Raw genomic sequence first — 24,879 nt, 5'->3', positions numbered from 1 at the left:
GCTGTCATGGAGTGGGACACACCCGGACAGCCGGCGGAACCGGATCCTCCGGAACCGGTCGTGGCGCGTCCGGTACCTCTGCAACAGGCCCCGCTCGGACGTCTTGTAACGAACTAGTGGCGGTTGGCGTGCCTGCCTGGATTCGGCCCGTGGTGTGCCGGTTACACTCGCCCGGCTGTACGAAAGATGATGTTGACGGGGTGAATTCTTCCGATGAACGACGTGAGTACGTCCGAGCAGTTGTCCGCCGACCTTCAGGAGACCGCCGGCCACGGTAAGCACCGCGGCCCGGTGTCCGGTCAGGACAGCGAAACGGTTCCGCACGGCCGGCACCGCAAGCCGGAGCCGGCCGAGTCGGCGGCCTGAGGATACGCAGTGTGGGGGCCCATCGACCGATGGGCCCCCTTCGTATGTCGCCCGCGCATCAGCGGTGTTCGTCCTCGCGCTTGAGCCCGAGCACCTCCGCCGCCGCGAAGGTCTCCCCCGGCGGCCGGTCCGCGTAGTGCGGGGTGAGCAGCGCGTCCAGTTCGTCGTACGTAAATGTGTCCTGCTTGCTGTCGAACTTCGCCTGGACGCGCGGTCGTTCGACGATCGCGACCATGCCGCCGTGCACGACGAGCAGCTGACCGTTGAGCTGTGCGGCGGCGGGTGAGGCCAGGTAGCCGACGAGCGGGGCGACGTGCTCGGGGGCGAGCGGGTCGAGGCCCTCGGCGGGTTCGTGCAGCCCGGCGAAGACGTCCTCGGTCATCCGGGTCCGGGCGCGCGGGCAGATGGCGTTGGCCGTCACGCCGTACCGGCCGAGCGCGAGGGCCGTGGAGGTGGTCAGGCCGACGATTCCGCCCTTGGCGGCCGCGTAGTTGGGCTGGCCCGCCGAACCGGCCAGGAACGCCTCCGAGGAGGTGTTCACGATCCGCCCGTAGACCGGCTTCCCGGCCGCCTTGGACCGCTCGCGCCAGTACGCGGCCGCGAAGTGGGTGGTGTTGAAGTGGCCCTTGAGATGGACCCGGATCACCGAGTCCCACTCGTCCTCGGTCATCGAGAAGACCATGCGGTCGCGCAGGATGCCCGCGTTGTTGACCAGGACGTCCAGCTTCCCGAACTCACCGATCGCCAGCTGGACCAGCTCCCGGGCCCGCTCGAAGTCGGCGACGTCGCCGGTGTGGGCGAGCGCCCGGCCGCCCGCGGCGCGGATCTCGGCGGCGACCTCCTCGGCGGGGCCGGCGGAGGCCTCGCCCGAGCCGTCCCGGCCGGGCTGCCCGTAGTCGTTGACGACGACGGCCGCGCCGAGCCGGGCGAGCTCCAGCGCCTCGGCCCGGCCCAGCCCGCGGCCCGCGCCCGTGACGATCGCGGTGAGGCCTTCGAGTGGCAGTGACATACCGGTCGACATGCGACTCCCCGTCAGATCTCTATGCACGTACGCAGGGCCGTCCCGGTACGCATCTGGTCCAGCGCCTCGTTGATCTCGGCGAGCGGCACCCGGTGCGTGATCAGGCCCTCCAGGTCGATACGGCCCGCCCGCCACAGGGCGATGGTCCGCTCGTAGGAGCGCAGGACGTCGCCGCCGCCGTACATCGAGGGCAGGATCCGCTTCTCGTCGAAGAACAGCTCGAACATGTTGAGCTGGAGGTAGTCGTCCATGGCGCCCGCGCCGACCACGACGAGGGTGCCGCCGCGCCGGGTGTTCTCGTACGCCGTGCGGGCGGTGGCGGAGCGGCCGACGACCTCGAAGACGTAGTCGAAGCCCTCGCCGGCGGTGACCTGCTGCTTGGCGTCGGCCAGTTCCTCCGGCGAGACGGCCTTCGTGGCACCGAACCGCAGCGCCGACTCGCGCCGGGAGGCGACCGGGTCGACGGCGACGATCTCGGCGGCGCCCTTCAGCCGCGCTCCCTGGATCGCGGAGATGCCGACGCCCCCGCAGCCGATGACGGCGACCGACGAACCGGCCTCCACGTCCGCGGTGTTGAGCGCGGCGCCGAGTCCGGTCGTCACCCCGCAGCCGATGAGCGCGGCGATGTCGAAGGGCACGTCGTCGGGGATCAGCACGGCGCAGCCCGCGTCGACGACGACCTCCTCGGCGAAGGTGCCGGTGCCCGCGAAGCCGAACATGTCGCCGCCCGCGCGCTTGAAGTTGGGGACGCCCGCGTTCATGAACCCGGCCAGGCACAGTTCGGTCTGACCGCGCTTGCAGGCGGGACAGGCACCGCAGGCCGGCAGCCAGCACACGACGACCCGGTCGCCGGGCTTGAGGTGCGTGACGTTCTCGCCGACTTCGAGGATCTCGCCCGCACCCTCGTGCCCGGGCACGAACGGCGCCGGCTGCGGCAGCACCCCGCTCATCGCCGACAGGTCCGAGTGGCACAGCCCGGTGGCCCGCACCCGGACCCGCACCTTGCCGGGGCCGAAGCCCACCGCCTCGACGTCGTCGAAGACCTCCAGCTTGTCCTGGCCGATCTCGTGCAGTACCGCTGCGCGCATGGTGCGGCTCCCCTCGGAGTGCTTGCGTGGGCTCAGGAGTGTTCGACGACGGTGTCGGCGAGGACGGGCGCGTCGTCCCGCTCGGCCACGCTCACGGCGACCCGTACCGCATCCGCCCCGCGCCACATGCGGATGCGCAGGGTCTCGCCCGGGTACACCACTCCGGCGAAGCGCGTGGCGTAGGAGCGGACCCGGGTCACATCGCCGTCGAGCAGCGTGTCGACGACCGCCTTGAGCGTCATGCCGTAGGTGCACAGCCCGTGCAGGATGGGCCGGTCGAACCCGGCGAGCTTGGCGAACTCGGGGTCGGCGTGCAGCGGGTTGTAGTCGCCGGAGAGGCGGTAGAGCAGGGCCTGGTCCTCGCGGATCGGCCGCTCGACGGTCCGGTCGGGCTCGCCGGCCGGGGGTTCCAGCCGGGTGGCGGGGCCGCGATCGCCGCCCCAGCCGCCCTCCCCTCGTACGAAGATCTGGGCGTCGTTGGTCCACAACGGGCCGTCGGCGTCCCCGACTTCGGTGCGCATGACGAGCACGGCGGCCTTGCCCTTGTCGTGGACGGCGGCGATCCGGCCGCTGGCGGTCGCGGTGCCCTCGACGGGGATGGGCCGGTGCAGGGTCAGCGCCTGGCCGCCGTGCAGCACACGGGCGAGGTCGACGTCGACGCCGGGCATGGACAGGCCGCTGATCACGCCGGGCGATCCGGAGCCGGCGACGGTGGCGAAGCTCGGCAGGACGTGCAGCCGGGACTCCAGGGTGTAGCGCAGCTCGTCGGGGTCGGTGGCGGGGCGGCCGGCGCCGATGCCGAGGTGGTAGAGCTGGACGTCCTTGCGGTCCCAGGTGATCTCGCCGGAACGGGGTTCGGCGGCGAGGGCCTTGGCTGCGTCGATGGGCATACGGCTCCTGACACTGGCGGCTGACACGAACTGCTGACGCGGGCGGCTCACGGCGACGGCGGCTTCAAGACCCCGGCACGGCCGTCCGCACCGTCGGCCGCACCGAGGTCGTCACGGGCCGACCTAGAACGCGTTCCAGTCCGGCGCCCCTTGTATAGCCCAGCACCCTTCAGTTGTGAAGGCTCCTGACGAGGTGTCAGCTCGGCGTGCCGTGACATTTGTCCTGCCCGAGTCCGTACATGCGCCTCTGCCGTGCGGGGGGTGCGGATTCCTAGCGTCGTAGGCATGACATCGACATCCCCCGCCGTGTCCTTCACGGCAGCGGCCAAGGCGTACGGCTCCGTGCGCGCCGTCGACGGCGTCGACCTGCGGATCGCGCGCGGCGAGACGGTCGCCCTGCTCGGCCTCCCCCAAGCTCTCGGCTTCGCTCGAGCAGGGAGGTGCCCCCATCGGCGCCGGCAAATCCACCGCGATCGCCCTGCTGCTCGGCCTGTACCGGCCCGACGCGGGCACGTTCGAGCTCTTCGGCACCGCCCCCGAGCGGTCCGTGCGCGCGGGCCGGGTGGGCGCCATGCTCCAGGAGGCGCGCGCGGTGCCCCGGGTCACGGTCGGGGAGCTGGTCACCTTCGTCGCCTCCCGTTACCCGGCGCCGATGCCCGTGACCCGGGCGCTGGAACTGGCCGGGATCGCGGAGCTGGCGGGTCGGCGGGTGGACCGGCTGTCGGGCGGGCAGGTCCAGCGGGTGCGGTTCGCGGTGGCGCTGGCCGGGGACCCCTCCCTCCTCGTGCTGGACGAGCCGACCGCCGCCCTGGACGTCGAGGCCCGGCACGCCTTCTGGGACTCGATGCGGGCGTACGCGCGGCGCGGCCACACCGTGCTGTTCTCCACCCACTACCTGGAGGAGGCCGACGCGCACGCCGACCGGATCGTCGTCATCGACCGCGGCCGGATCGTCGCCGACGGCACGGGCGAGGAGCTGCGCCGGGCGGCCGGCGGCAATCTGGTCTGCGTCGACCTGGCCGGCCGCGACCCGGACTTCCTGGACCTGCTGCCCGGGGTGCGGTCCGTCCAGGTGCGCGGCAGCCGGGCGCGGCTGCGCACGGACGACTCCGACGCGACCGTCGTCGCACTCGCCGCGCTCGGCGCGATACACGGCCTGGAGGTCGCCCCGGCCTCGCTGGACGACGCGTTCCTGTCCCTGACCTCGCACGAAACGAAGACGGAGACGGTCTGATGTGGGACTACCTGCGCCTCGAAGTGCGCCGCACGCTGCGCGACACGGGCTTCGTGATCGGCGGGATCGCGATGCCGGTGATGATGTACCTGCTGTTCACCAACCTCGGCGAGAACGACAGCGCCTGGAAGACCGCCTCCATGGTCGGCATGGCCGCCTACGGCGCGGTCGGCTCGGCCCTCAATACCGGCGGCGCGGTCGCCGAGGACCGGGCGATCGGCTGGCTGCGCCAGCTGCGGGTGACGCCGATGACCCCGCGCGAGGTGGTGATCGGGCGGGCGCTGACCGGTTCGGTGACCGTGCTCCCGGCGATCGTCGCGGTGCTCGCGGCGGGCGGCCTGGCCAACGGCGTACGACTGCAGGCCTGGCAGTGGGCGGCGATCGCGGTGCTGCTCTGGCTCGGTTCGATCCCCTTCACGCTGCTCGGCATCGGCAACGGCTACCGGCTGACCGGGCCGGCCACGGGCGTGGCGAACATGGTGTGCAATCTGGGCCTGGCGGTGCTGGGCGGCCTGTGGTTCCCGGTCGCCCTGTTCCCGCACTGGCTGCGCTCCCTGTCCGCGTACACCCCGACCAGCCGCTTCGCCCAGCTCGGGGTCGCGGTCAGCGACGGACGCGCCCCGGCACCCGGCGCCGTCCTCGTCCTGACGTCCTGGATGTTGGTGTTCTGTTCGTACGCTGTGCTGTCGTACCGCCGTAGGGCGGGGAACAGCTGATCGGGGGATCTCGGGTGAACAACGACATGTCGTGGTGGCGGGGGATACGGTGCCAGGTGGCCGCCTGGCAGGCCGCGCGGGCGGACTGGAAGGCGGACATGGAGCGCTTCCGGGCCGCGCAGAAGGCCGCCCGGAAGGACGGGCGGACGCATGAGCACCCGGGCCCGCCGCCGACCGGTTTCGCCCTGCTGCCGTGGCTCCTCATGGGGCTGGGCTCCTTCTCCAATCTCTTCCAGGACAAGACCCCCAACCCGTGGATCGGCGGCCTGGGCCTGCTCGCCTTCAACTCGCTGTACATCTATGTGACGTTCCGCGCCTTCGACCGGGAGAAGCGCGAGGCGACGTCCACCCGGGTGGCACTGCTGCTGATGGGCCTGCTGACCACGAGCCTGGCCCTCGGGTACGGCGGCAGCTGGCTGCTGTTCTTCCCCCTGCTGGGCCTCGCGGCGGGCGCCACCCTGCGCGGGCCGTGGCTGGGCCGGACGGGCATCCTGCTGGCCGCGTTCGCCGGCACCGTCTCCGGCTTCCGCGACGGGTGGGACGCGGTGAACATCGCCTACGGCACCTTCCTGTCGAGCATGGTGACCGCCGCGATCCTGGGCCTCAGCGAAGCCGTACGGGAACTGCGCGCCGCCCGCGAGGAACTCGCACGGCGCGCGGTGGAGAAGGAGCGCCTGCGCTTCTCCCGCGATCTGCACGACCTGCTCGGCCACACCCTGTCGGTGATCGTGGTGAAGTCGGAGGCGGCCCGGCGCCTCGCCCCACGCGACATGGACGCGGCGCTGTCGCAGATCAGCGACATCGAGTCGGTCGGCAGACAGGCGCTGACCGAGATCCGCGAGGCGGTGACCGGCTACCGGGAGGGCAGCCTGGCCACGGAGCTGACCCGGGCCCGTTCGGCCCTGTCTGCGGCGAGCGTGGAGCCGGTGGTCAGGCAGTCCGGTACCCCGCTCACCCCGCAGACGGAGGCCCTGCTGGGCTGGGTGGTGCGCGAGGCGGTCACCAACGTCGTGCGGCACAGCGACGCCGGCCGCTGCGAGATCACCGTAGAGAGCAGCCCGGAGCGGGCCCGGCTGACGGTCACGGACGACGGCACCGGCGCGGCGGCCGCCGAACCCCGGGAGGGCATCGGCGGCACCGGTCTCAAGGGCCTGACCGAACGCCTCGCGGCGGCGGGCGGCTCCCTACGGGCCGGCCCGTCACCGCGCGGCGGCTTCACGGTGACCGCCGAACTCCCCACGGAACCGGCGGAACTGTCGGCGGTCGGGGCGGCGACGGCACCCAGGGCGAGCTGACGGCCCGGCTGACGTCGTCGCTCCACGATGCGCGCGAACGGCGCGGTGGGCACCGGTTGAGCCGGTCGGCTGGGGCCGGCGGACGGAATCCGGTGTGCCGGCCCCTTCCTCGGATGACGTGCGGTCAGGGCTCACCATGGGTGGCGACGGCGAACGGGTGTGGCTCGGCCGACAACCTCGTGCCGGTCCGCGGACCCTGTGGAGGGGCTTGCCGCCGCTCCGAGTCGGCCGGCTGGCCGTAGCCTGTGTCAATGGCTGACGAGATGCCCGCGGACCACCGACCAGTAGCCTCTGTCAGAGTTCTCCTCGCCGAGGACCAGGGCATGATGCGCGGCGCCCTGGCCCTGTTGCTGGGCATGGAGGGCGACATCGAGGTGGTCGCCCAGGTCGCCACCGGCGACGCGATCGTCGACACCGTGCTCCTGCACCGGCCCGACGTGGCCCTGCTGGACATCGAACTGCCGGGCATGAGCGGCCTGGACGCGGCGGCCGCGCTGCGCGAACAGGCGCCCGACTGCCGGGTGCTGATCCTGACCACCTTCGGCCGGCCCGGCTACCTGCGCCGGGCCATGGAGGCCGGGGCCGCCGGATTCCTGGTCAAGGACGGGCCGGTGGAGGAGCTGGCCGAGGCGATCCGGCGCGTGCTCACCGGGGAGACGGTGGTCGACCCGGCGCTGGCCGCGGCCGCGCTGAGCGCCGGGCCCAGTCCGCTCACCGCCCGCGAGTGCGACGTGCTGAAGGCGTCGGTGGACGGCGCGACCGTCGCCGACATCGCCGGCAGGCTGCATCTGTCCGAGTCGACGGTCCGCAACTACCTGTCCTCCGCGATCGGCAAGACGGGCACCCGCAACCGGGCGGAGGCGGTACGGGAGGCGCGCCAGCAGGGCTGGCTGTGAGCGGCGCCTCCCGCTCCGGGCGCTCGCGCTACTTCGTCACCTCCGCCGTCTGGTAGGTCGTGCCCTCCGGTGCCGCGCACACGAACCAGTTCGCCGCCGGATACCCCTCGGCCGGCACGATCGCGGGGGCCGGAATGTTGTGGTTGTAGATCACCGGGCCCGTCCTGGCGACGGACGTCGTGCCGTTCTTCCAGTAGCAGGTGACCTCCCGCGCCGTCTTGGCGACCGATCCGACCACCAGCCGGTCCCCGGCGGGACCGTCGCCGGCCTTGTCCAGGGGGAGGGACGCGGACTCCAGATCCGTGCCCGACGGGCGGTCCAGCTTCTTCACCGAGTCGAACAGGATCTGCTGGGGGCTGTCGGAGCCGTACTTCATGGTCACGAAGTACGAGATCTTGCCGACCACTTGGGCGGGCTTGTCGACCGCCGGGTGCAGCCCCCACTCGTCCATCGAAGCGAGCTGCTGGTTCGCCTCCCCCTCGTCCCGCGGCGCTCCCCACACCTGGATGTCGACGTACCAGGGCTTGCCCTTGTGCGTGCCCCGCGACAGCTCGGTCGTCTGCGGTTCGTACACATGCCGCGCCTCCGGGGAGGACGGCGGGTGCGCCACGTTCGTCCGCCGGTCCCCGTGTCCGTCGCCGGGCAGTCCCGTCACCGCCAGGGCGCCCGTCGACCCGGCCAGCACCAGCGTCGTGGCCGCCGCCACCGCCCAGCGCCGCGCCCTGCGGCGCCGTCCGCCGCGCATCACCGCCTGCACCGGGGCTATACCGATCTCGACCTCGTCCGCGGCGTCCGCGAGGAGGAAGGCGATGTCCGTCCGTGTCATGTCGTGGTTCCTCTCCCGATCCGCGCTCATCACTTCCGCCCTCCCTGCGTCACCGTCTCGGCCAGTCCCGGTATGGCGCGGAGTTTCGCGATCCCCTTGGCCGCGTTGCTCTTGACCGTGCCCACCGAACAGCCCATCGCCTCGGCCGTCTGCGTCTCCGTCAGGTCCTCCCAGTACCGCAGGACCACCGCCTCCCGCTGCCGCGCGGGCAGTTGGGCGAGCGCCTTCAGCAGGGCGCTGCGGTCGTCGGCCTGGGACATGCGGTCGCCCGTGTCCGCGACCTCGCGTACCAGGCCGGAGTCGTCCTTGGGCGCCAGGAACTCCTTGAGCCTGCGGCGGTGTTTGCGTGCGTGCGCGTTGATCATCACGCGCCGTACGTAGGCCTCCGGGTCGTCCGCCGAGCCGACCCTGCGCCAGGCCACATAGACCTGTTCGAGGGTCGACTGGACCAGATCCTCGGCGGCGTGCTGCTCCCCCGTGAGGAGAAATGCCGTACGCATCAGCCGCGGCCAGCGGCCGACGACAAAGCTCTGGAACTCCTCGTCCCGAGCCTTCTTCCGATCCCCCATGGGCACCTCCTAGATGTACAAAGGAGTCCACGAGCCCCCCGGATCGTTGCCTCACTTGGTGGAGGCGTGCGCCTTTCTTTCGTACGCCTGAACGCCCTCCGTGGACGCCCGCCCCAGACGCCCCGAACGCCCTAGATTCCGGCCCCCGTGCGCCGCAGCACCCGCAGCGAGCCGGTCGCCGAGACCTCCGTGAACGCGCCGGACTCCAGCGCGCGCAGATACACGCGGTACGGGGCCTGGCCGGTGAACTCGTCCTCCGGGTCGGGGAACACGTCGTGGATGACGAGGAGGCCGCCCTCGGCGACGTGCGGGGCCCAGCCCTCGTAGTCGGCGGTGGCGTGCTCGTCGGTGTGGCCGCCGTCGACGAAGACCAGCCCCAGCGGCGTCCCCCAGATCGCGGCGATCTGCGGCGAGCGGCCGACCAGCGCCACCACGTGCTCCTCCAGACCCGCCCGGTGCAGGGTGCGGCGGAACGTCGGCAGCGTGTCCATCAGGCCGATCTCGGGGTCGACCGTCTCGGGGTCGTGGTAGTCCCAGCCCGGCTGCTGCTCCTCGCTGCCCCGGTGGTGGTCGACGGTGAGCGCGGTGACCCCGGACTCGCGGGCCGCGTCCGCGAACAGGATCGTCGAGCGTCCGCAGTACGTCCCGACCTCCAGCAGCGGCAGCCCCAGCCGGCCCGCCTCCACTGCGGCCGCGTACAGCGCGAGCCCCTCGTCCACGGGCATGAACCCCTTCGCGGCCTCGAACGCGGCCAGGATCTCGGATGGGGGTCCCCCCTGCTCGAGCGCAGTCGAGCGCTTGGGGGAGGGTGCCGCGGGCATGGGGTTCCTCTCGGTCGTACGACGTTCTCGGCGCCCCATGCTTCCGCACCCCCCGCCGCCGAGGCGACAGGGGGTGCGGGTGGTGTGGATCTCAGTGAGCCTCGGTGGGCCTCGATGAATCTCGGCGGACCTCAGTGCATCCCGGCGCGATCCGGTGCTCAGGCCGAGAGCGCCTCCCCCGGCAGCGGCAGGTCCAGGTCCACCGGCCGCTCGTCGCCCGCGTGCGTCGCCGAGGCGGCGTGCGGGCCGTGGCCCGCGGCCTTGGCGGCCAGGACGTAGGCGCCCTCGGCGGGGACGACGAGGGCGTAGCTGCCGTCCTCGGCGGAGACGGTCGCGCCCGCCTGCCGGCCCCGGCGGTCGATCAAGGTGACCTTGGCGCGGGCGACCGGGGCGCCGTCGGCGTCCAGGACACGGCCGCGGAATCCCCGCAGCACCTCCTCGGCGTGCGCGATGCCCGCCTCCTCCTCGCTGCTGGCGCGCAGCTGGGTGTGCTGGGCCGGGCGGTTCGGCTTCGGCAGGAACAGGGCCAGCAGCAGGCCGACCGCCACCGCGGCCGTCGCGATGAGGAAGGAGAGGCGGAAGCCGTGCATGGTCGGTATCGCCATGCCGCCCACGTGGTTCGCCGTGTTGGCGAGCACCATGCCGATGACGGCGCTGGAGACGGACGTACCGATCGACCGCATCAGGGTGTTGAGGCCGTTGGCCGCGCCGGTCTCGGAGGCCGGGACCGCGCCGACGATCAGGGCGGGCAGGGAGGAGTAGGCGAGGCCGATGCCCGCGCCCAGGACGACCGAGATGACCAGGCTCTGCCAGGCGGCGCTCATCAGGCCGAGGCCGGCGCCGTAGCCGATCCCGATGATCAGCATGCCGAGGATCAGGGTGACCTTGGGGCCGTACTTCGCCGACAGGCGGGCGTAGACGGGCGCCGTGAACATCATGGTCAGGCCGAGCGGCGCGACGAGCAGACCGGCGACGACCATCGACTGGCCGAGGCCGTACCCGGTGGCCTTCGGCAGCTGGAGCAGCTGGGGCAGGACGAGCGAGACGACGTAGAAGCTGACGCCGACCATGATCGAGGCGAGGTTGGTGAGGAGCACCTCGCGGCGGGCGGTGGTGCGCAGGTCGACCAGCGGGGCCTTGGTGCGCAGTTCGAAGACGCCCCACAGGAGCAGGACGGCGACGGACGCGGCGAACAGGCCGAGCGTGGTGCCGGAGGACCAGCCCCAGTCGCTGCCCTTGGTGATCGGCAGGAGCAGCAGGACCAGGCCGGTGGACAGGCCCAGCGCGCCCAGCACGTCGAAGGAGCCCTCGGCGCGCATCGGGGATTCCGGCACGATGAGCAGGGTGAGGACGATGGAGAGCACGCCGAGGCCGGCGGCGCCGTAGAAGAGGGCGTGCCAGTCGGCGTGCTGTGCGACCAGGGCGGCGAGCGGCAGCGCGAGGCCGCCGCCGACGCCGATCGAGGAGCTCATCAGGGCCATCGCCGAGCCGAGCTTCTCGCGCGGCAGCATGTCGCGCATCAGGCCGATGCCCAGCGGGATCGCGCCCATGGCGAAGCCCTGGAGGGTACGGCCGGCGATCATCGTGAGCAGCTGGCTGGTGAGGGCGCTGATCAGCGCGCCGACCACCATCACGGCGAGGCTGAGGATCAGCATGCGCCGCTTGCCGTACAGGTCGCCGAGGCGGCCCATGATCGGGGTGGCGACGGCACCCGAGAGAAGGGTCGAGGTCAGGACCCAGGTGGCGTTGCTCGGCTCGGTGTCCAGCAGCTGCGGCAGGTCCTTGATGACCGGGACGAGCAGGGTCTGCATCACCGCGACCACGATGCCCGCGAAGGCCAGCACCGGGACCAGGGCCCCGCTCGCTCTCCGGGTGGGCTGGTCGGTCGTCGTGTGCGTCATTGAGTGAGGCCTCCGGGCCGGAAGAGTGGGGTGCGCCGGTGATCGCGCGGGATACGTGCATGATCAACCTCGTATGCACGGGCAACTATTCCGTTGCTTCGAGCCTCTAACGAATTCTTGACCTTCCCATGACGATCTGACCTTCCGTCAAGGGATGGCCTCTATATAGAACGTGTTCTACTCTGCGCCCCATGAAGGCCTACGTCGCCGGGGTCGGGATGACCAGGTTCGAGAAGCCCGAGACCCGAGAATGGCAGTACTGGGACATGGTGCGGGAGGCGGGTGGCGCCGCCCTCACCGACGCGGGAGTCTCGTACGCCGATGTGGAACAGGTTCCCGTCGGCTACTGCTTCCAGCCCTCCACGGCCGGCCAGCGAGCCGCGTACGAGCTCGGCTTGACCGGCATCCCCGTCTACAACGTCAACAACAACTGCGCGACCGGCGCCACCGCGCTGATGCTCGCGCGCCAGCTCGTCGAGGGCGGGGCGGCCGACTGCGTCCTCGCGCTGGGCTTCGAGAAGATGAAGAAGGGAGCGCTCGGCGGCGGCGCCGACGGCGGGGACTTCTCCACCTCCCCCGTCGCCCGGCACTACGGGATCATGGCGGCCCGGCACGGCTTCGAGATGACCCCGCCGACCGCCCAGATCTTCGGCGACGCGGCGCGCGAGCACATGGAGCGCCACGGCACGACCGAGGCGCAGCTCGCCGCCGTGGCCGCCAAGAACCACCGGCACTCCGCGCACAACCCGAACGCCCAGTTCCGGGACGTGTACGAGGTCGACGACATCCTCGCGGCGCGCACGGTCCACCGCCCGCTGACGAAGCTCCAGTGCTCGCCGACCTCGGACGGCGCCGCGGCGGCCGTGGTGGTGTCGGAGCGGTTCGCCGAGCGGCGCGGCCTGCGGGGCGTCGTCGAGCTCGTCGCGCAGGCGATGACCACGGACACCGAGGAGTCCTTCGCGTCGGGCTCCTGCATCGACGTCGTCGGACAGCCCATGTCGCGGGAGGCCGCCCGGCAGGTGTACGAGCGGGCCGGCCTCGGCATCGAGGACGTGGACGTCGTCGAGCTGCACGACTGCTTCTCGGTCAACGAGCTGCTCACCTACGAGGCCCTCGGCATGTGCGAGCCCGGTGAGTCGGGGAAGCTCGTCGAGTCCGGGGCGACCACGTACGGCGGCCGGTGGGTGGTGAACCCGTCCGGCGGCCTCATCTCCAAGGGACACCCGCTCGGCGCCACGGGCCTCGCCCAGGTCGCCGAGCTGGTGTGGCAGCTGCGGGGCGAGGCGGGACAGCGGCAGGTGGCGGGCGCCCGGGTGGGCCTCGCGCACAACATCGGGCTGGGCGGAGCGGCGGTCGTGACGCTGGTACGGGCGGTGTAGGCGGCCGTCGTCGCACGGGTGCCGGAGGGCTCCGGCCACGAGGGGCCTGGCAAGGTGGTCGGCGGCGGGGCGCACCCGGCCGTACTCACGCTCGCGAGGTCGCTGACCTCGGGCAGCCGGTGACGCGTCACCCGTTGGACGGCGCTGGACGAGCTGTGCCCCGAGGACGGCCGCTAGGGTGGCAGGCGTGTCGTACGTAGGCCCGGACTTCGATCCTCCGCACCCGCGCCGCCCCCGCCGGGCGCCGCTGACCGTCGCGCTCGCCGCGCTGGTCCCCGGTGCGCTGCTCGGCTGGCTCGTGTACGAGGCGGTGGGCGGCCCCGGCGGCTCGGACTCCTCCGGCAAGCCGAACGCCTCCGGCTCGGCGTCGACCTCGACGTCCGCCGCGCCCGCCTCGGCCTCGCCCCGGTCCGCGTCCCCCAGCGACGACGCCAAGAAGCCGGGTTCCCCCCGCACGTCCTCCCGCCCGGCCGCCTCCGGCCCGCTCAAGGGCAAGGTCGTCGTGATCGACCCGGGGCACAACCCCGGCAACTTCCAGCACACGGCGGAGATCAACCGCCAGGTGGACATCGGCACGAACCGCAAGGAGTGCGACACCACCGGGACGTCCACCAACGCCGGTTACACGGAGGCCCGGTTCTCGCTGGACCTGGCGCACCGGCTGCGCACGCTCCTGGAAGAGCAGGGCGCCACGGTCAAGTTGACCCACGACGGGGACAGCCCGCCCTGGGGGCCGTGCGTCGATGAGCGCGCCCGGATCGGGAACGTCGCCCGGGCCGACGCTGCCATCTCCCTGCACGCCGACGGCGCCGCCGAGGGCGAGCGCGGCTTCCACGTCATCCTCCCGGAGTCCGTGCACGCGGGCGCCGCCGACACCCGCCCCATCGTCGCCTCCTCCCGCGATCTGGGCGAACGCGTCGCGGGCAGCTTCGTTCGCGTCACGGGTGACGCGCCCTCCAACTACGTCGGCGACGGTACCGGTCTCGTCACGCGTAAGGACCTTGGCGGTCTCAATCTGTCAACGGTTCCCAAGGTGTTCATCGAGTGCGGCAACATGCGCGATAGCAAGGACTCGGCACTGCTCACCAGCGGCGCCTGGCGGCAGAAGGCGGCGCAAGGGATCTCTGAGGGAATCGTGAGTTTCCTGCGCGGGTAGGGATCGGCGGGCTGATCCGGGCGGACACCGTGATCGTGCGGACGATAGTGTCATCCGTACGATGAGGGGCCACCCCCGCGCTTCACACCGGGGCCTGACGGCGACAGGGTGACAGCGACGCCTCTACCGCTGACGAGACGACCTACGAAGGACCTGAAGTGAATATCCGCTCCCTCACTCGAGGCGACGGCGTGGTGATCGGAGCAGCGGTGTTGCTCTTCATCTCGTCGTTCCTCGCCGAATACTCCGTGTCGTACTCCGGCTTCTCGAACAGCCGGAACGCATGGGAAGACCTCGGGACCGGCCTGGGCACGTACATGGGGGCCGTCATCGGAGCCGCGCTGATCGTTCTCAACCGCACCCTGCCGCAGCAGCGCAAGGTGCTCGGCCTGGACCTCGGTATGGTCGGCACCGGCTTCGCGATCCTGTCCGCCTGGACCCTGTTCTGGACGCTGGTGGACGTTCCCGACAACGTGGACGCCGGCGTCGGCCTCATCCTCGGCCTCCTCGCCGCTCTCGCCATCGCCGGCGGGGCCATCGCCAGCCCCTTGGTCCCCGCCCTCCAGGCCGCCCTGCTCCCCGCCCCCAAGCCGGCCGCGCCCCAGCCCTACGGCGCCCAGCCGCAGGGTGGTTACGGCTACCCGGGCGCCCAGGCCCCGCAGCAGCAGCCGTCGTTCGGTGGTCAGCCGCAGCAGGGGCAGCCGTTCGGTCAGCAGCCGCCGCAGCAGCAGCCGGGCGCCGCGCCGCAGCCTGCCGGGGACTTCTCGCCGTTCTGGTTCGCCGTTCCGGCGCCCCGGCCACTGTTCGCGGAGGACGGCTCGCCGTCGCCGATCGCCGAACTGGCGCCGGGCACCTGGTACTTGGCGGTCGAGCAGCGCGGCGCGCAGCTGATCGCACAGACCCAGGACGGCCGCCGCGGCGTACTGCAGGACACCTCCGGGATCCAGCGCGGCTGACTCTCCCGACCGTGGCACGCGGCCCCTCGCCCTTCCGGGCGGGGGGCCGTTGTCGTACAGTCGCCTCCCGATGTTTCTGACGTACCGTCAGAAGGGCAGGAGGGGAGTCAGTATGCGGCTCGGTCTCGCACTCGGTTACTGGGGCCGGGGCCCCTCCGCGGAACACGTGCCGCTGGCGCGGGAGGCGGAGCGGCTCGGGTACGACTCCGTGTGGACGGCCGAGTCCTGGGGCTCCGACGTGTTCACCCCGCTCACCTGGATCGCCGCCCAGACCTCAAGGATCAAGCTGGGTACGGCGGTTGCGCAGATGGCGGCGCGTTCGCCGACGACCACCGCGATGCACGCGCTCACCCTGGACCACCTGTCCGGCGGGCGCGTGCTGCTCGGCCTCGGGCTGTCCGGGCCGCAGGTGGTGGAGGGCTGGTACGGCCGCCCGTTCCCGAAGTCGCCGCTGACCGCGACCCGGGAGTACGTCGACGTCGTACGGCAGGTGCTGCGCCGCGAGGCGCCGGTGGCCCTGGACGGCCGCTTCCATTCCCTCCCCCACCGGGGGCCGGACGGCACCGGCCTGGGCAAGCCGCTCAAGCCCATCACCCATCCCCTGCGCCCGGACCTGCCCGTCCTCCTGGGCGCCGAGGGGCCGAAGAACGTCGCCCAGACGATCCGCATCGCGGACGGCTGGCTGCCGCTGTACTGGGCGCCGGGCCGCCCCGAGATCTACGGGCCGGCCGTGTCCGACCTGCCCGAGGGCTTCCGCGTCGCCGCGCTGGCCCAGGTCAGGGTGTGCGACGACGTCGCCGCGGGGCTCCTGCCCGTCAAGGCCATGCTCGGCTTCTACATCGGCGGGATGGGCCACGCGGCCCGCAACTTCCACGCCGACCTGATGGCGCGCATGGGGTACGAGGAGGAGGCGCGCCGGATCCAGGAGCTGTTCCTGTCGGGTCGGCGCGAGGAGGCCGTACTGGCCGTCCCGGACGCCTTCGCCGACGAGATCTCCCTGGTCGGCCCGCGCGCCCGCATCGCCGAACGGCTGGCGGCCTGGCGCGCGGACCCGGTGACCGACCTGCTCGCGCTGGCCCCGGACCCGCACACGCTGCGCGTCCTCGCCGAGCTCAACTCCTAGGGGGTGTCGTTTGGATCATCCCGGCGTCGCGGGCCCTGGCACGCACTCCCCCAAGCTCTTCGAGCAGGGGGGACCCCCAGCCGCGTTGTCGTCACTCGCCGACTCCCCCAAGTTCTCGACTTCGCTCGAACAGGGGGGACCCCCATCGCGTCGACTCCCTCCTCCGCCTTGCAGCCGCACGCTCCCCCAAGCTCTCGACTTCGCTCGAGCAGGGGGCACCCCCATGACCCCGCTCGGGGTCGGCCGATCCGCACCGCTCGTCACGGCCGGCCTGATCCAAACGACACCCCCCAGCCGGTCAGCGGAATATGGCGACCGGGTCCAGGGTCAGCTCCCGGGCCTGGCGGTTCCAGCTGCGCACCTTGCCCAGGCAGCGGGCCTGGAACTCGACGCCGTCGGAGTACTCCTCGTCGTGGAACTCCTCGCGGACGTCCCGCACCGCGCACGTGATCTTGATGTGCGCGGGCTCCTCCGGGTCGCCGTAGCCGGCCCGCAGCACGATGTCGCCGCCGTTCGGCCTGCGGGCGGTGAAGCGGGCCGTGACCCAGACGAACTCCGACATCACGTCGCTCAGCGCGACCTGGTCGCCGCCCCGCTCGCGCAACCGCGCGTCGAGCGCCCGGTTGGGCACCAGCCGGCCGGTCAGGAGGTCGGCGTCGACCACGACGTCCTCCTTGCGCATCGTGTCCATGAGCAGCCGGATCACCGTGATCGGGGTGTTCTGCCGGACGTACGTCGTGACCCGCTCCCGGGTGACTCCGCCCTTCGCCGGGATCTTGTCGCCGGTGCCGGCGGTGAGGTTCGTCCGGTCCGCGACCTCCTGCTCCAGGGCCACCGCGTAACCGCCGCTCTGGAAGAGGTCCATGACGCGATTCTCATGGAGGTGGAAGCAGACGCCTCGGACCCGGCCCCGCTCCCCGCCCCGGCGCGTTCTGCGCCATCGCAGGAGGACGGTCACGCCGTAGCCGAGCAGCCAGATCCAGCCGGCCAGCGTCAGCAGCCACAGGACGGCCCACTGGCGGCCCCAGACGTCCCACCACTCGCTGTCAATGGCACCCACGGATCTCCTTGAACGCCTCGGAGAGGGAGGAGAGGTTGGCGTCGACCATGCGGCCCCCGGTCGCCTTCGCGACCCGCTTGAGCGCGGCCGCGTCGGCCTCTCCGAACTGGATGGGGAAGGTCGGCACCGCCTGTGCCGCGGTGCCGAGCCGGGCACGCCGGCGCAGGAACGCCTCGTACGTCATGCCGGAGTTGCTCTCGCCGTCGGTCATCAGCACGATCGCCACCGGCCGTTCGGGCTTCTCGCGCACGGCGTCGGCGGCGAGCCGGTAGCCGCGGTCGAGGGCCGACCAGACGGCGGTGGAGTCGTCGAAGCCGCCGTCGGCGACCGCCCGGTCGAGGGTGCGCAGATCGCCGTCGCCGCGCACGGTCACGGTGCGTTCTTGCAGGACGCGCCCGCCGAACCGGACGACGGTGAGCCGCTCCCCGCGGTAGAAGCGAGCGAACTTGCCGGTGGCGGACGAGTCGGCGCCGCTGAGCCCGGCGAAGGCGGCGCGCAGGTCGGCGATCCGTCTGCCGCGCATCGAGGTGGAGAAGTCCAGCAGGAACACCACCTGGTCGGCCGACCGGTGGTCGGGATCGCCGTAGTCGTCGACCAGCCGCCGCACGATGGACAGCCGGTCGGGGAACGACAGGGCGTTGCCGACGGAGGCCCGCAACGCGGCCGTGGGCCTGACCTCCTGGTTGACCGGGCGGCGGTACGTCCGCCGCATCAGCTTGCGCTGTACGTCGGCGCCGAGCAGCCAGTCCACCACCTTGCCGTAGTCCGCGCGGCGGGCCGGGTTGAGCAGCAGCAGCGGGAAGTCGGACAGCACCATGCCGTCCTCGGGATGGACGATCTCCAGCGGCCGGGCCGACTTCCGGGTGGCGTTCAGGGACAGCAGCTCGGACTCGTGGGCGATGAGCGCGTTGGCCTCGCCCTGGTGGTGTAGATAGGTGTCGATCAGGTCGCGCGAGCTGGCGCCGGTGAGGGTCTGGCCGGAGCGGAAACCCCGCAACCGGTCGCAGGAGACGTCCTGTTCGCGCAGCGCGCTGCCGGTGCCGGCCGCCGCCGTGGCTACCCCGACCAGGGCGGCCCGGCCGGTGTCGCTGCGCCGCGGGTCGGCCATGCCGAAGCGTACGGTGCCGTCGGCGGCGGCGTCGGCGATGTCCGCCCAGCTCAGCCGACCGCCGGGGACGCGCTTGCGGAGCTTGTCGGCGGTCTCGGGGGTGAGGCCGACGACGACCGGTGAGCGCATGATCGGGGTCGACTCGGGCCGGGCGGTGAGCTTGCCGGATTCCTGGAGCCGCAGCAGGAACGAGCGGTCCGAGACCGGCCAGGCGAGGTCGTACGCCGGTTTCCCGGCGGCGGGCGGCTGGCCGGCCAGGTCGGCCGTGGCCTGGTAGTCCATGTCAAGCCGGATGCCGGTCCGGTCCCTCAGATCGCCCAGCAGCGGTGCGAGGTCGGCGAGTTCGGGGCTGGCGAGGACGCGGAGCGTGACCTCGTCCGAGTCGTCGCCGCAGGAGGTGGTGAGGGTGGTGGCGAGGAGGAGCAGGGCCAGGCAGGCGGTGAGGGCGCGTGCGTGCCGCCTCACTGGTCGTCCTGGACGGGCGGCGGGCAGTTTCCCACGTAGTTGATGATGCTCTCCAGGACCTTCAGGTCGGGCTCGTACACCTTGGTCTCGTCGGTGTTTTGCGCCGGCACCTGGACGCCGTGGTCGTGCAGGTACGTGTTGAGCCGCTCGCTGGTGCCGTCCTCGCCGCTGAACCGCACCCGGAAGCCGAGTTCGACGGCCCGGTCGCGCAGTTCGCCGTCGCTCTCGATCAGGTCGCTGAGCCGGTCGCCCTTGTCGGTCAGGGCGATCAGCTGGGGTTCGGTGAGGGCGAAGGGCGTGGGATAGAGCAGGACGCGATCGGTGTCCTGCCGGTGGTGGCGGTCGTGGTACTCGATCTGGTGGGCCAGGTACTGGTGCTCGTAGATCACGGAGACGGGGGCGATGCTCTCGCCGAGGTCGGAGAAGTAGCTGTCGGCCTGTTCGTCGGCCCACATGCCCTGCAAGTTGATCAGGGGTTTGATCTTCTCCGACAGGCGTTGCACGGAGTCGGCCGCGAGCTTGGGATTGTTGGGGTTCGCGGTGCCCGGGGTGCTGTTTCCGTTGGCTACGAAGGCGAGGATGCTCAGGTAGGTGCCGGCGGAGTTGGACTCGCAGACGCTGGAGGTGCGGACCAGGACGCGGCCGCCGTTGCTGCGGCCGCCGACCTTGTCGAAGCCGATGCCGTTCCAGGTGTCCGCGGTGGCGCCGGTGCCGTCGAGGCGGTTCTTCGGGTCGTCCTTGCCGTCGAGCAGACCCATGAACTTGTCCATTTTGAGGTTGTAGTAGAGCGTGTCGCCCTCGCTGGTGCCCGGCTGCGGTGTGGCGACCCCCGCCTTCACCAAGGTCTCGGCGTAGTCCCGGAAGGTCGCGAGTACGAGCGGAGTGGCGAACGGCCGCGCCGACTTCACCGATCTGCCCTGCCTGCGTTCCCGTTCCAGGATCAGCTTCGCCGCGGGCTGGCCGGACGGGAAGGCGACGTCCATGCCCTTGAGGGACTGGGTGGCGATGCCGCGGGAGCCGAGGCGGTGGATGTCGACCCGGATGCCGTGCTTCAGCAGCAGGCGCCGCACTTCGGGGTCTTTGAAGAAGTCGGACTTGGAGGCCATCCTGGCCTGGATCGTGGTGATGTGCCGGTAGGGCACCGGCTTGTCGCCGGGCAGGAGCAGCGAGACCGGTCCGGCGAGGGCCAGCGGGAGTGCGACAAGGACGTGGCGCGGGAAGCGGCGCCGGGCTCTTCGTACGGTGAGCCGCGGCTCCTCGGCGGTGACGGGTCTGGCGTGGAACACCTGCACTCCTGCCTCTCCGGGGGCAGGATCATCAGGGACCTCACCGAACACTTGGCGCCGGAATCGCCAACTCCAGCCGAACGCGGGGCGAACTGAGGTGCCGTCAGATCACCTGACGGCACCTCAACCATGGTTTTCAGCCACCGAGTTGGGAAGCCGACGGCACCTGGTCCTTGACCTCGGCGCCGGCGCTCTTACCGGCGTCCTTCACCTGGTTGATGATGTCGCCGAAGGTGCCGACCACGGCGTCGGTGGAGTCGCCCGAACGCAGCTTGCCGGGCAGGCCCTTGAGGGAATCGATGCCGGCGCCGATCGGGGCGAGGGCCTTCGACAGGAGCGGGTCGCCCTCGGCGTTCTTCTTGGCGGCCTTGAGGCGGTTGTAGGCGAAGGTGCCGGCGAGACCGGCCTTGATCAGGGAGAGCTTGCGGCCCTTGGCGCCCTTCTTGAACTTGCCCTCTTTCCAGGGCTTCACGATCCACTGGTAGGTCGCCCCGGCGGCGAGACCGGCGTTCGCCACGAAGCGGGCCTTGGCGAACTTCTGCCGCTCCGCGGACGTGGTGGGGCTCGGGGTGTCGGCGGCGACCACGACAGGCCCCGTGCCCTGCGTGGTGGCCTCGCCCTTCCCGCAGGCGGTGGAACCGGCGAGCAGGGCACAGCTCAGCGTGAGCGCCACGAAGAGGCGCCGTATCGGTACGGGCACGAAATCCTCCGGGATGTCCTCCCCGAGCGGCTGTCTCTCCCGGCAGCCTCACCCGGCCCGGTCCACTGCGCCACCCGGGGGACCCCAGTCGGGGGACCCCCTGGGGGTTTCACCGCGGGCCGAGCGGCAACCCGAAGGGTATGTCCCCTCGATATCGCAACGGTGCGCATCAGGCCGGCACGGTCGTCGCGGTCGTCGCCGACGTCATGGCCTTCATCCTGGCCCTGTGGATCCTCATGTACCTACTGGACGCCAACCGCGCCAACGACCTGGTGCGTTTCGTCCACGGCTCCGCCGCCTGGCTCGCCGGCTGGTCCCACGACCTCTTCACCTTCGACGAGGCCTGGGCCCGCGTAGTGGCCGGCTACGGCCTCGCCGCGGTCGTCTACCTCTTCATCGGCCACGCGGTCGCCAACCGGATCCACCGGCACTGAGCCAAGCCGGCCGGCCCTGCTGCCCGCCAACGCCGCTGCCCGACTATCCGGTTGGTCCAACAACCCCGGCGGCGCGGGCCCCCGCGGAACACCACACCTACAACAACGAGGCCTCGGCCCGCGTAGTAGCCGGCTACGGCCTCGCCGCGGTCGTCTACCTCTTCATCGGCCACGCGGTCGCCAACCGGATCCACCGGCACTAGGGGCCACTGGATCCGCCGCTACTAGGACTGTTGCTGGGTGCAGCAGTCAGGGTCCAGGCCGGTGGGGAGGTGTTCGGCTCCGAAGATGGCGCATGTGGCCTCGTGGCCGCCGAGGGCGGCGACCGCGAGGAGGAGGGAACCCGCTGTCCAGGTGGTGAGTTCGCGCGGCCAGACCGTGTCCTCGTCGAAGACGTAGCCCGTCCAGTAGAGGCCGGTCTCGGGGTCGCGCAGGTGCTGGATGGACTGGAGGATCTCCAGGGCGCGGTCCGACTCGCCGATCGCCCAGAGGGCCAGGGCGAGTTCGGAGGACTCGCCGCCCGTCACCCACGGGTTCGGGACCACGCAGCGCACGCCCAGGTCGGGGACGACGAAACGGTTCCAGTCCCGGTCGATGCGGGACTTGGCCTCGGCGCCCGTCAGGGCTCCGCCCAGGACCGGGTAGTACCAGTCCATCGAGTAGCGGTCCTTGTCCAGGAAGCGCTCCGGGTGCCGGCGTATCGCGTGCCCCAGCGCGCCCAGCGCCAACTCCCAGTCCGGCTGCGGCTCTTCCCGCTGCTCGGCGATGGCCAGCGCGCAGCGCAGCGCGTGGTGGATCGACGAACTGCCCGTCAGCAGCGCGTCCGCCGTGGGCGTCCCGTCATCCTCGCGCCGCCAGCCGATCTGCCCGCCCGGCTGCTGCAGCCGCAGCACCCATTCCGTCGCCGCGTAGACCGAGGGCCACATGCGGTCCAGGAACGTGTCGTCACCGGTGGACAGATAGTGGTGCCACACGCCCACCGCGATGTACGCGACGAAGTTCGACTCGCGGGCCCGGTCCGTGACGTCGTCGTGCGCGCCGTCCGCGTAGGCCGCGTACCAGGAGCCGTCCTCGTTCTGGTGCTCCGCCAGCCAGCTGTACGCCCGCTCCGCGGCCTCGTGCTCGCCCGCCGCGTCCAGGGCCATGGCCGCCTCGGTGTGGTCCCACGGGTCCAGGTGATGGCCGCGGAACCACGGGATGGCGCCGTCCTCCCGCTGCACGGCGAGGATGCCGCGCACGGTGGCGGCAGCCTGCTCCGCGGTGAGGACCCCGGGCAGGACGAGGTGTTCTGTCCGGGGGGTGGTCACTTGGCGGCCGCCTCGGACGCCTCGGCCAGGCTGGGCAGGTGCGGCTTCGTCGCGTACGCCACGAAGCTCTTGCCGATCAGCGGGTTCAGCGCCTGCTCGGCGACCCGGGTGGCCAGCGGCTTCTTCATGATGTCCCAGACCAGCAGCTTGTGGTACGCCCGCACCGGCAGCGCCTTGTCGTTGTCCACGCCGAACGCGCACTTGAGCCACCAGTACGGGGAGTGCAGCGCGTGCGCGTGGTGGGTGCCGTACGGGCGCAGGCCGGCCTCGCGGATCTTGGCCAGCAGTTCGTCCGCCTTGTAGATGCGGATGTGGCCGCCCTCGACTTCGTGGTACGCGTCGGACAGCGTCCAGCACACCTTCTCGGGGCCGTAGCGCGGGACGGTGATGGCGATGCGGCCGCCGGGCTTCAACACCCGGACCATCTCGGCCAGTACGCCCTTGTCGTCCGGGATGTGCTCCATCACCTCGGAGATGATGACGACGTCGAAGGACTCGTCCGGGAAGGGCAGCGCGAGGGCGTCGCCCTCCATCGCGGTGGCGGTGGCGCCGGCCGGGGCCTCGCCCGCCTCCTTCATCGCCGCGAACCACTTGGCGACCTCGCGGATCTCCTCGCCGTTCTGGTCGAGCGCCACGACCTGGGCGCCGCGCCGGTAGCACTCGAACGCGTGCCGGCCGGCACCGCAGCCGAGGTCCAGTACGCGGTCGCCCGGGGCGAGCGGGAACCGGGAGAAGTCGACGGTCAGCACGTGGCCCTGCTTTCGGAATAGACACCAGTTGCGGCGGTGGTCGTGCCGCTGCTCGCGCGCGGTCGGGAGCGGCCGATGGCCTCGCGGTACCGGGCCACCGTGCCCTCGGCGGCGCGGGCCCAGGTGAACCGCTCCAGCACCCGCTCGCGCCCCGCGGCGCCGAGCCGCGCACGCAGCTCCGGGTCCCCCAGCAGCCGGCTCAGCCCGGCGGCCAGTGCCCCCGCGTCGCCCGGCGGTACGGCGAGGCAGGTCTCCCCGTCACGGCCGGCGACCTCGGGGATCGCGCCGCCGGTGGTGGCGACCAGCGGGGTGCCGGTGGCCATGGCCTCGGCGGCCGGCAGGGAGAAGCCCTCGTACAGGGACGGCACGCAGGCGACCTCCGCCGAGCGGACCAGGTCGACGAGTTCGGCGTCCGAGATGCCCTTCACGAAGTCGACGGCGCCCTCCAGGCCGTACCGTTCGACGGCCTGGGCGACGGGACCCTCCTGCGGGCGCTTGCCGACGACGACCAGGTGGGCGTCGGGGTGCTCGGTGCGCACCTTGGCCAGCGCCTCGACGAGGAAGACCAGCCCCTTGAGCGGCACGTCGGCGCTGGAGGTGGTGACGATCCGGCCCGGCACGACGGGCACCGCCGGATTCGGCGAGAAGAGGTCGGTGTCGGCGCCGATGTGGACGACGTGGATGCGGTCGTCCCGCACGCCCAGGTGGTCCACGATCTCCTGGCGGGAGGTGCCGGAGACGGTGAGGACGGAGGGCAGGCGGCGCGCGACGCGCTTCTGCATGCGGGTGAAGGCGTACCAGCGGCGCACGGAGTAGCGGCGCTGCCAGCCCTCGGCCGCGTCCAGCTCCAGCCGGCGGTCCACCGTGATGGGGTGGTGGATGGTGGTGACCAGGGGCGCGCCGATGTCACCCAACAGGCCGTAGCCGAGCGTCTGGTTGTCGTGGACGACGTCGAACTCGCCGCGGCGGGCGCGCAGATGGCGGCGGGCGCGCAGCGAGAAGGTCAGCGGCTCGGGGAACCCGCCGGTCCACATGGTGCCGACTTCGAGGGCGTCGATCCAGTCCCGGTACTCGTCGCGGCCCGGCGTGCGGAAGGGGTCGGGCTGGCGGTAGAGGTCGAGGCTGGGCAGCTCGGTCAGGGTGAGCCGGCCGGCGTGGCCACGGTCCTCGTCGAGCACGGGATAGGGCTGGGAGCCGATGACCTCGACGCGGTGGCCGAGGCGGGCCAGCTCGCGCGACAGGTGCCGTACGTAGACGCCCTGGCCGCCGCAGAACGGGTTCCCTTTATAGGTGAGAAGCGCGATGTCGAGCGGTCGCTCGCCGTCGGCTGCGGGTTCCTCCTCGGCGCCCGCGGCCCTGGCCTCAGCGGTCACTCCGGGCCCCCTTCTCCCTGCACTGTCCCGCGAGACTACGCCGGGACGCTAATCTAGAACAAGTTTCAGACTTGATCGTTCAAGAGGCTCTGAATCTACCGGCAGGTAGGGGTGCTGTGAGCAGTGGATCAGGTGATTCACGCCACGGCGCGGGCCCCTG

The 24,879-nt window shown here is 71.7% G+C and carries 23 protein-coding genes and 1 pseudogene; 10 read left to right on the top strand and 14 right to left on the bottom strand.

The genetic code is table 11. From position 1 onward, the window contains the following. Window positions 1-213: 213 nt before the first annotated feature. Window positions 214-366, top strand: a complete 153-nt coding sequence (locus IPZ69_RS34060) for a hypothetical protein (protein ID WP_235458535.1) — start codon at window positions 214-216, stop codon at window positions 364-366. 58 nt (window positions 367-424) lie between these two features. Here the strand turns inward: IPZ69_RS34060 and IPZ69_RS34055 are convergent, their stop codons facing one another. Genes IPZ69_RS34055 through IPZ69_RS34045 form a run of 3 tightly spaced genes read right to left on the bottom strand, consistent with a single transcriptional unit; the run spans window position 425 to window position 3,365 of the window. After that, window positions 425-1,375, bottom strand: a complete 951-nt coding sequence (locus tag IPZ69_RS34055; protein ID WP_235458539.1) for a 3-oxoacyl-ACP reductase — start codon at window positions 1,373-1,375, stop codon at window positions 425-427. A gap of 23 nt (window positions 1,376-1,398) precedes the next feature. Further along, on the bottom strand, window positions 1,399-2,475 hold the full coding sequence (locus IPZ69_RS34050; RefSeq protein ID WP_235458534.1) for a Zn-dependent alcohol dehydrogenase: 1,077 nt from the start codon (window positions 2,473-2,475) through the stop codon (window positions 1,399-1,401). Window positions 2,476-2,507: 32 nt separating this feature from the next. Then, window positions 2,508-3,365, bottom strand: coding sequence for a MaoC/PaaZ C-terminal domain-containing protein (locus IPZ69_RS34045; RefSeq protein ID WP_235458533.1), 858 nt, complete (start codon window positions 3,363-3,365; stop codon window positions 2,508-2,510). A gap of 285 nt (window positions 3,366-3,650) precedes the next feature. On the opposite strand from IPZ69_RS34045, the pseudogene IPZ69_RS34040 reads away from it, so the two are divergent. The 4 genes and pseudogenes from IPZ69_RS34040 to IPZ69_RS34025 all read left to right on the top strand — a co-directional run bounded on the left by IPZ69_RS34040 (window position 3,651) and on the right by IPZ69_RS34025 (window position 7,506). Further along, window positions 3,651-4,599 (top strand): annotated as a pseudogene (locus IPZ69_RS34040) (ABC transporter ATP-binding protein). After that, the gene (locus IPZ69_RS34035) at window positions 4,599-5,315 is read left to right on the top strand and encodes an ABC transporter permease (RefSeq protein WP_235458532.1); all 717 of its coding nucleotides are present in this window, start codon (window positions 4,599-4,601) and stop codon (window positions 5,313-5,315) included. The pseudogene IPZ69_RS34040 and the gene IPZ69_RS34035 overlap by 1 nt, the downstream one beginning before the upstream one ends. 26 nt (window positions 5,316-5,341) lie before the next feature. Continuing rightward, window positions 5,342-6,610 carry a sensor histidine kinase gene (locus IPZ69_RS34030; protein ID WP_235458538.1) on the top strand — a complete coding sequence of 423 codons (1,269 nt, stop codon included), beginning with the start codon at window positions 5,342-5,344 and terminating at the stop codon, window positions 6,608-6,610. 263 nt (window positions 6,611-6,873) lie between these two features. Continuing rightward, window positions 6,874-7,506 (top strand): response regulator transcription factor, encoded by a 633-nt coding sequence (locus IPZ69_RS34025; RefSeq protein ID WP_235458537.1) that lies wholly within the window; start codon window positions 6,874-6,876, stop codon window positions 7,504-7,506. Window positions 7,507-7,534: 28 nt separating this feature from the next. On the opposite strand, the gene IPZ69_RS34020 is transcribed toward IPZ69_RS34025, so the two are convergent. The 4 genes from IPZ69_RS34020 to IPZ69_RS34005 form a co-directional block, all read right to left on the bottom strand. Then, window positions 7,535-8,332 (bottom strand): hypothetical protein, encoded by a 798-nt coding sequence (locus tag IPZ69_RS34020; protein ID WP_235458531.1) that lies wholly within the window; start codon window positions 8,330-8,332, stop codon window positions 7,535-7,537. A gap of 29 nt (window positions 8,333-8,361) precedes the next feature. Then, window positions 8,362-8,901 (bottom strand): SigE family RNA polymerase sigma factor, encoded by a 540-nt coding sequence (locus IPZ69_RS34015; RefSeq protein ID WP_235458530.1) that lies wholly within the window; start codon window positions 8,899-8,901, stop codon window positions 8,362-8,364. Between the two features lie 131 nt (window positions 8,902-9,032). After that, the gene (locus IPZ69_RS34010; protein WP_235458529.1) at window positions 9,033-9,722 is read right to left on the bottom strand and encodes a class I SAM-dependent methyltransferase; all 690 of its coding nucleotides are present in this window, start codon (window positions 9,720-9,722) and stop codon (window positions 9,033-9,035) included. 158 nt (window positions 9,723-9,880) lie between these two features. Beyond that, window positions 9,881-11,623 carry an MFS transporter gene (locus IPZ69_RS34005; RefSeq protein ID WP_235458528.1) on the bottom strand — a complete coding sequence of 581 codons (1,743 nt, stop codon included), beginning with the start codon at window positions 11,621-11,623 and terminating at the stop codon, window positions 9,881-9,883. 191 nt (window positions 11,624-11,814) lie between these two features. Between IPZ69_RS34005 and IPZ69_RS34000 the strand changes: the two genes are divergently transcribed. The 4 genes from IPZ69_RS34000 to IPZ69_RS33985 all read left to right on the top strand — a co-directional run bounded on the left by IPZ69_RS34000 (window position 11,815) and on the right by IPZ69_RS33985 (window position 16,237). Beyond that, window positions 11,815-13,002 (top strand): lipid-transfer protein, encoded by a 1,188-nt coding sequence (locus IPZ69_RS34000; RefSeq protein ID WP_235458527.1) that lies wholly within the window; start codon window positions 11,815-11,817, stop codon window positions 13,000-13,002. Window positions 13,003-13,189: 187 nt separating this feature from the next. Then, window positions 13,190-14,158: an N-acetylmuramoyl-L-alanine amidase gene (locus IPZ69_RS33995; RefSeq protein WP_235458526.1), complete on the top strand. Its 969-nt coding sequence runs from the start codon at window positions 13,190-13,192 to the stop codon at window positions 14,156-14,158. Between the two features lie 191 nt (window positions 14,159-14,349). Further along, entirely contained in the window at window positions 14,350-15,114 is a 765-nt protein-coding gene (locus IPZ69_RS33990; protein WP_235458525.1) for a hypothetical protein, read from the top strand. 112 nt (window positions 15,115-15,226) lie between these two features. Next, entirely contained in the window at window positions 15,227-16,237 is a 1,011-nt protein-coding gene (locus IPZ69_RS33985; protein WP_235458524.1) for an LLM class F420-dependent oxidoreductase, read from the top strand. Between the two features lie 298 nt (window positions 16,238-16,535). On the opposite strand, the gene IPZ69_RS33980 is transcribed toward IPZ69_RS33985, so the two are convergent. The 4 genes from IPZ69_RS33980 to IPZ69_RS33965 all read right to left on the bottom strand — a co-directional run bounded on the left by IPZ69_RS33980 (window position 16,536) and on the right by IPZ69_RS33965 (window position 20,856). Then, the gene (locus tag IPZ69_RS33980) at window positions 16,536-17,297 is read right to left on the bottom strand and encodes a hypothetical protein (RefSeq protein WP_235458523.1); all 762 of its coding nucleotides are present in this window, start codon (window positions 17,295-17,297) and stop codon (window positions 16,536-16,538) included. Then, the gene (locus IPZ69_RS33975) at window positions 17,284-18,870 is read right to left on the bottom strand and encodes a vWA domain-containing protein (protein WP_235458522.1); all 1,587 of its coding nucleotides are present in this window, start codon (window positions 18,868-18,870) and stop codon (window positions 17,284-17,286) included. The genes IPZ69_RS33980 and IPZ69_RS33975 overlap by 14 nt, the downstream gene beginning before the upstream one ends. After that, window positions 18,867-20,156 carry a hypothetical protein gene (locus tag IPZ69_RS33970; RefSeq protein WP_235458521.1) on the bottom strand — a complete coding sequence of 430 codons (1,290 nt, stop codon included), beginning with the start codon at window positions 20,154-20,156 and terminating at the stop codon, window positions 18,867-18,869. Before IPZ69_RS33970 ends, IPZ69_RS33975 begins: the two co-directional genes overlap by 4 nt. A gap of 136 nt (window positions 20,157-20,292) precedes the next feature. After that, complete coding sequence (locus IPZ69_RS33965; protein WP_235458520.1) at window positions 20,293-20,856, bottom strand: hypothetical protein; 564 nt, start codon at window positions 20,854-20,856, stop codon at window positions 20,293-20,295. 140 nt (window positions 20,857-20,996) lie between these two features. Between IPZ69_RS33965 and IPZ69_RS33960 the strand changes: the two genes are divergently transcribed. Continuing rightward, on the top strand, window positions 20,997-21,290 hold the full coding sequence (locus tag IPZ69_RS33960; RefSeq protein ID WP_235458519.1) for a hypothetical protein: 294 nt from the start codon (window positions 20,997-20,999) through the stop codon (window positions 21,288-21,290). Between the two features lie 224 nt (window positions 21,291-21,514). On the opposite strand, the gene IPZ69_RS33955 is transcribed toward IPZ69_RS33960, so the two are convergent. The 3 genes from IPZ69_RS33955 to IPZ69_RS33945 are packed head-to-tail and all read right to left on the bottom strand — an operon-like array spanning window position 21,515 to window position 24,719. Next, window positions 21,515-22,597, bottom strand: coding sequence for a prenyltransferase/squalene oxidase repeat-containing protein (locus tag IPZ69_RS33955; RefSeq protein ID WP_235458518.1), 1,083 nt, complete (start codon window positions 22,595-22,597; stop codon window positions 21,515-21,517). Next, window positions 22,594-23,346, bottom strand: coding sequence for a class I SAM-dependent methyltransferase (locus IPZ69_RS33950; RefSeq protein ID WP_235458517.1), 753 nt, complete (start codon window positions 23,344-23,346; stop codon window positions 22,594-22,596). The genes IPZ69_RS33955 and IPZ69_RS33950 overlap by 4 nt, the downstream gene beginning before the upstream one ends. Next, entirely contained in the window at window positions 23,340-24,719 is a 1,380-nt protein-coding gene (locus IPZ69_RS33945; protein WP_235458516.1) for a glycosyltransferase family 4 protein, read from the bottom strand. Before IPZ69_RS33945 ends, IPZ69_RS33950 begins: the two co-directional genes overlap by 7 nt. Window positions 24,720-24,879 lie beyond the last annotated feature (160 nt).

Source organism: Streptomyces olivochromogenes (assembly GCF_021538895.1).
GTDB classification, from domain to species: domain Bacteria; phylum Actinomycetota; class Actinomycetes; order Streptomycetales; family Streptomycetaceae; genus Streptomyces; species Streptomyces olivochromogenes_A.
Note: the sequence above shows the minus strand (reverse complement) of the source record. Positions and strands in the feature narration are given on the sequence as shown.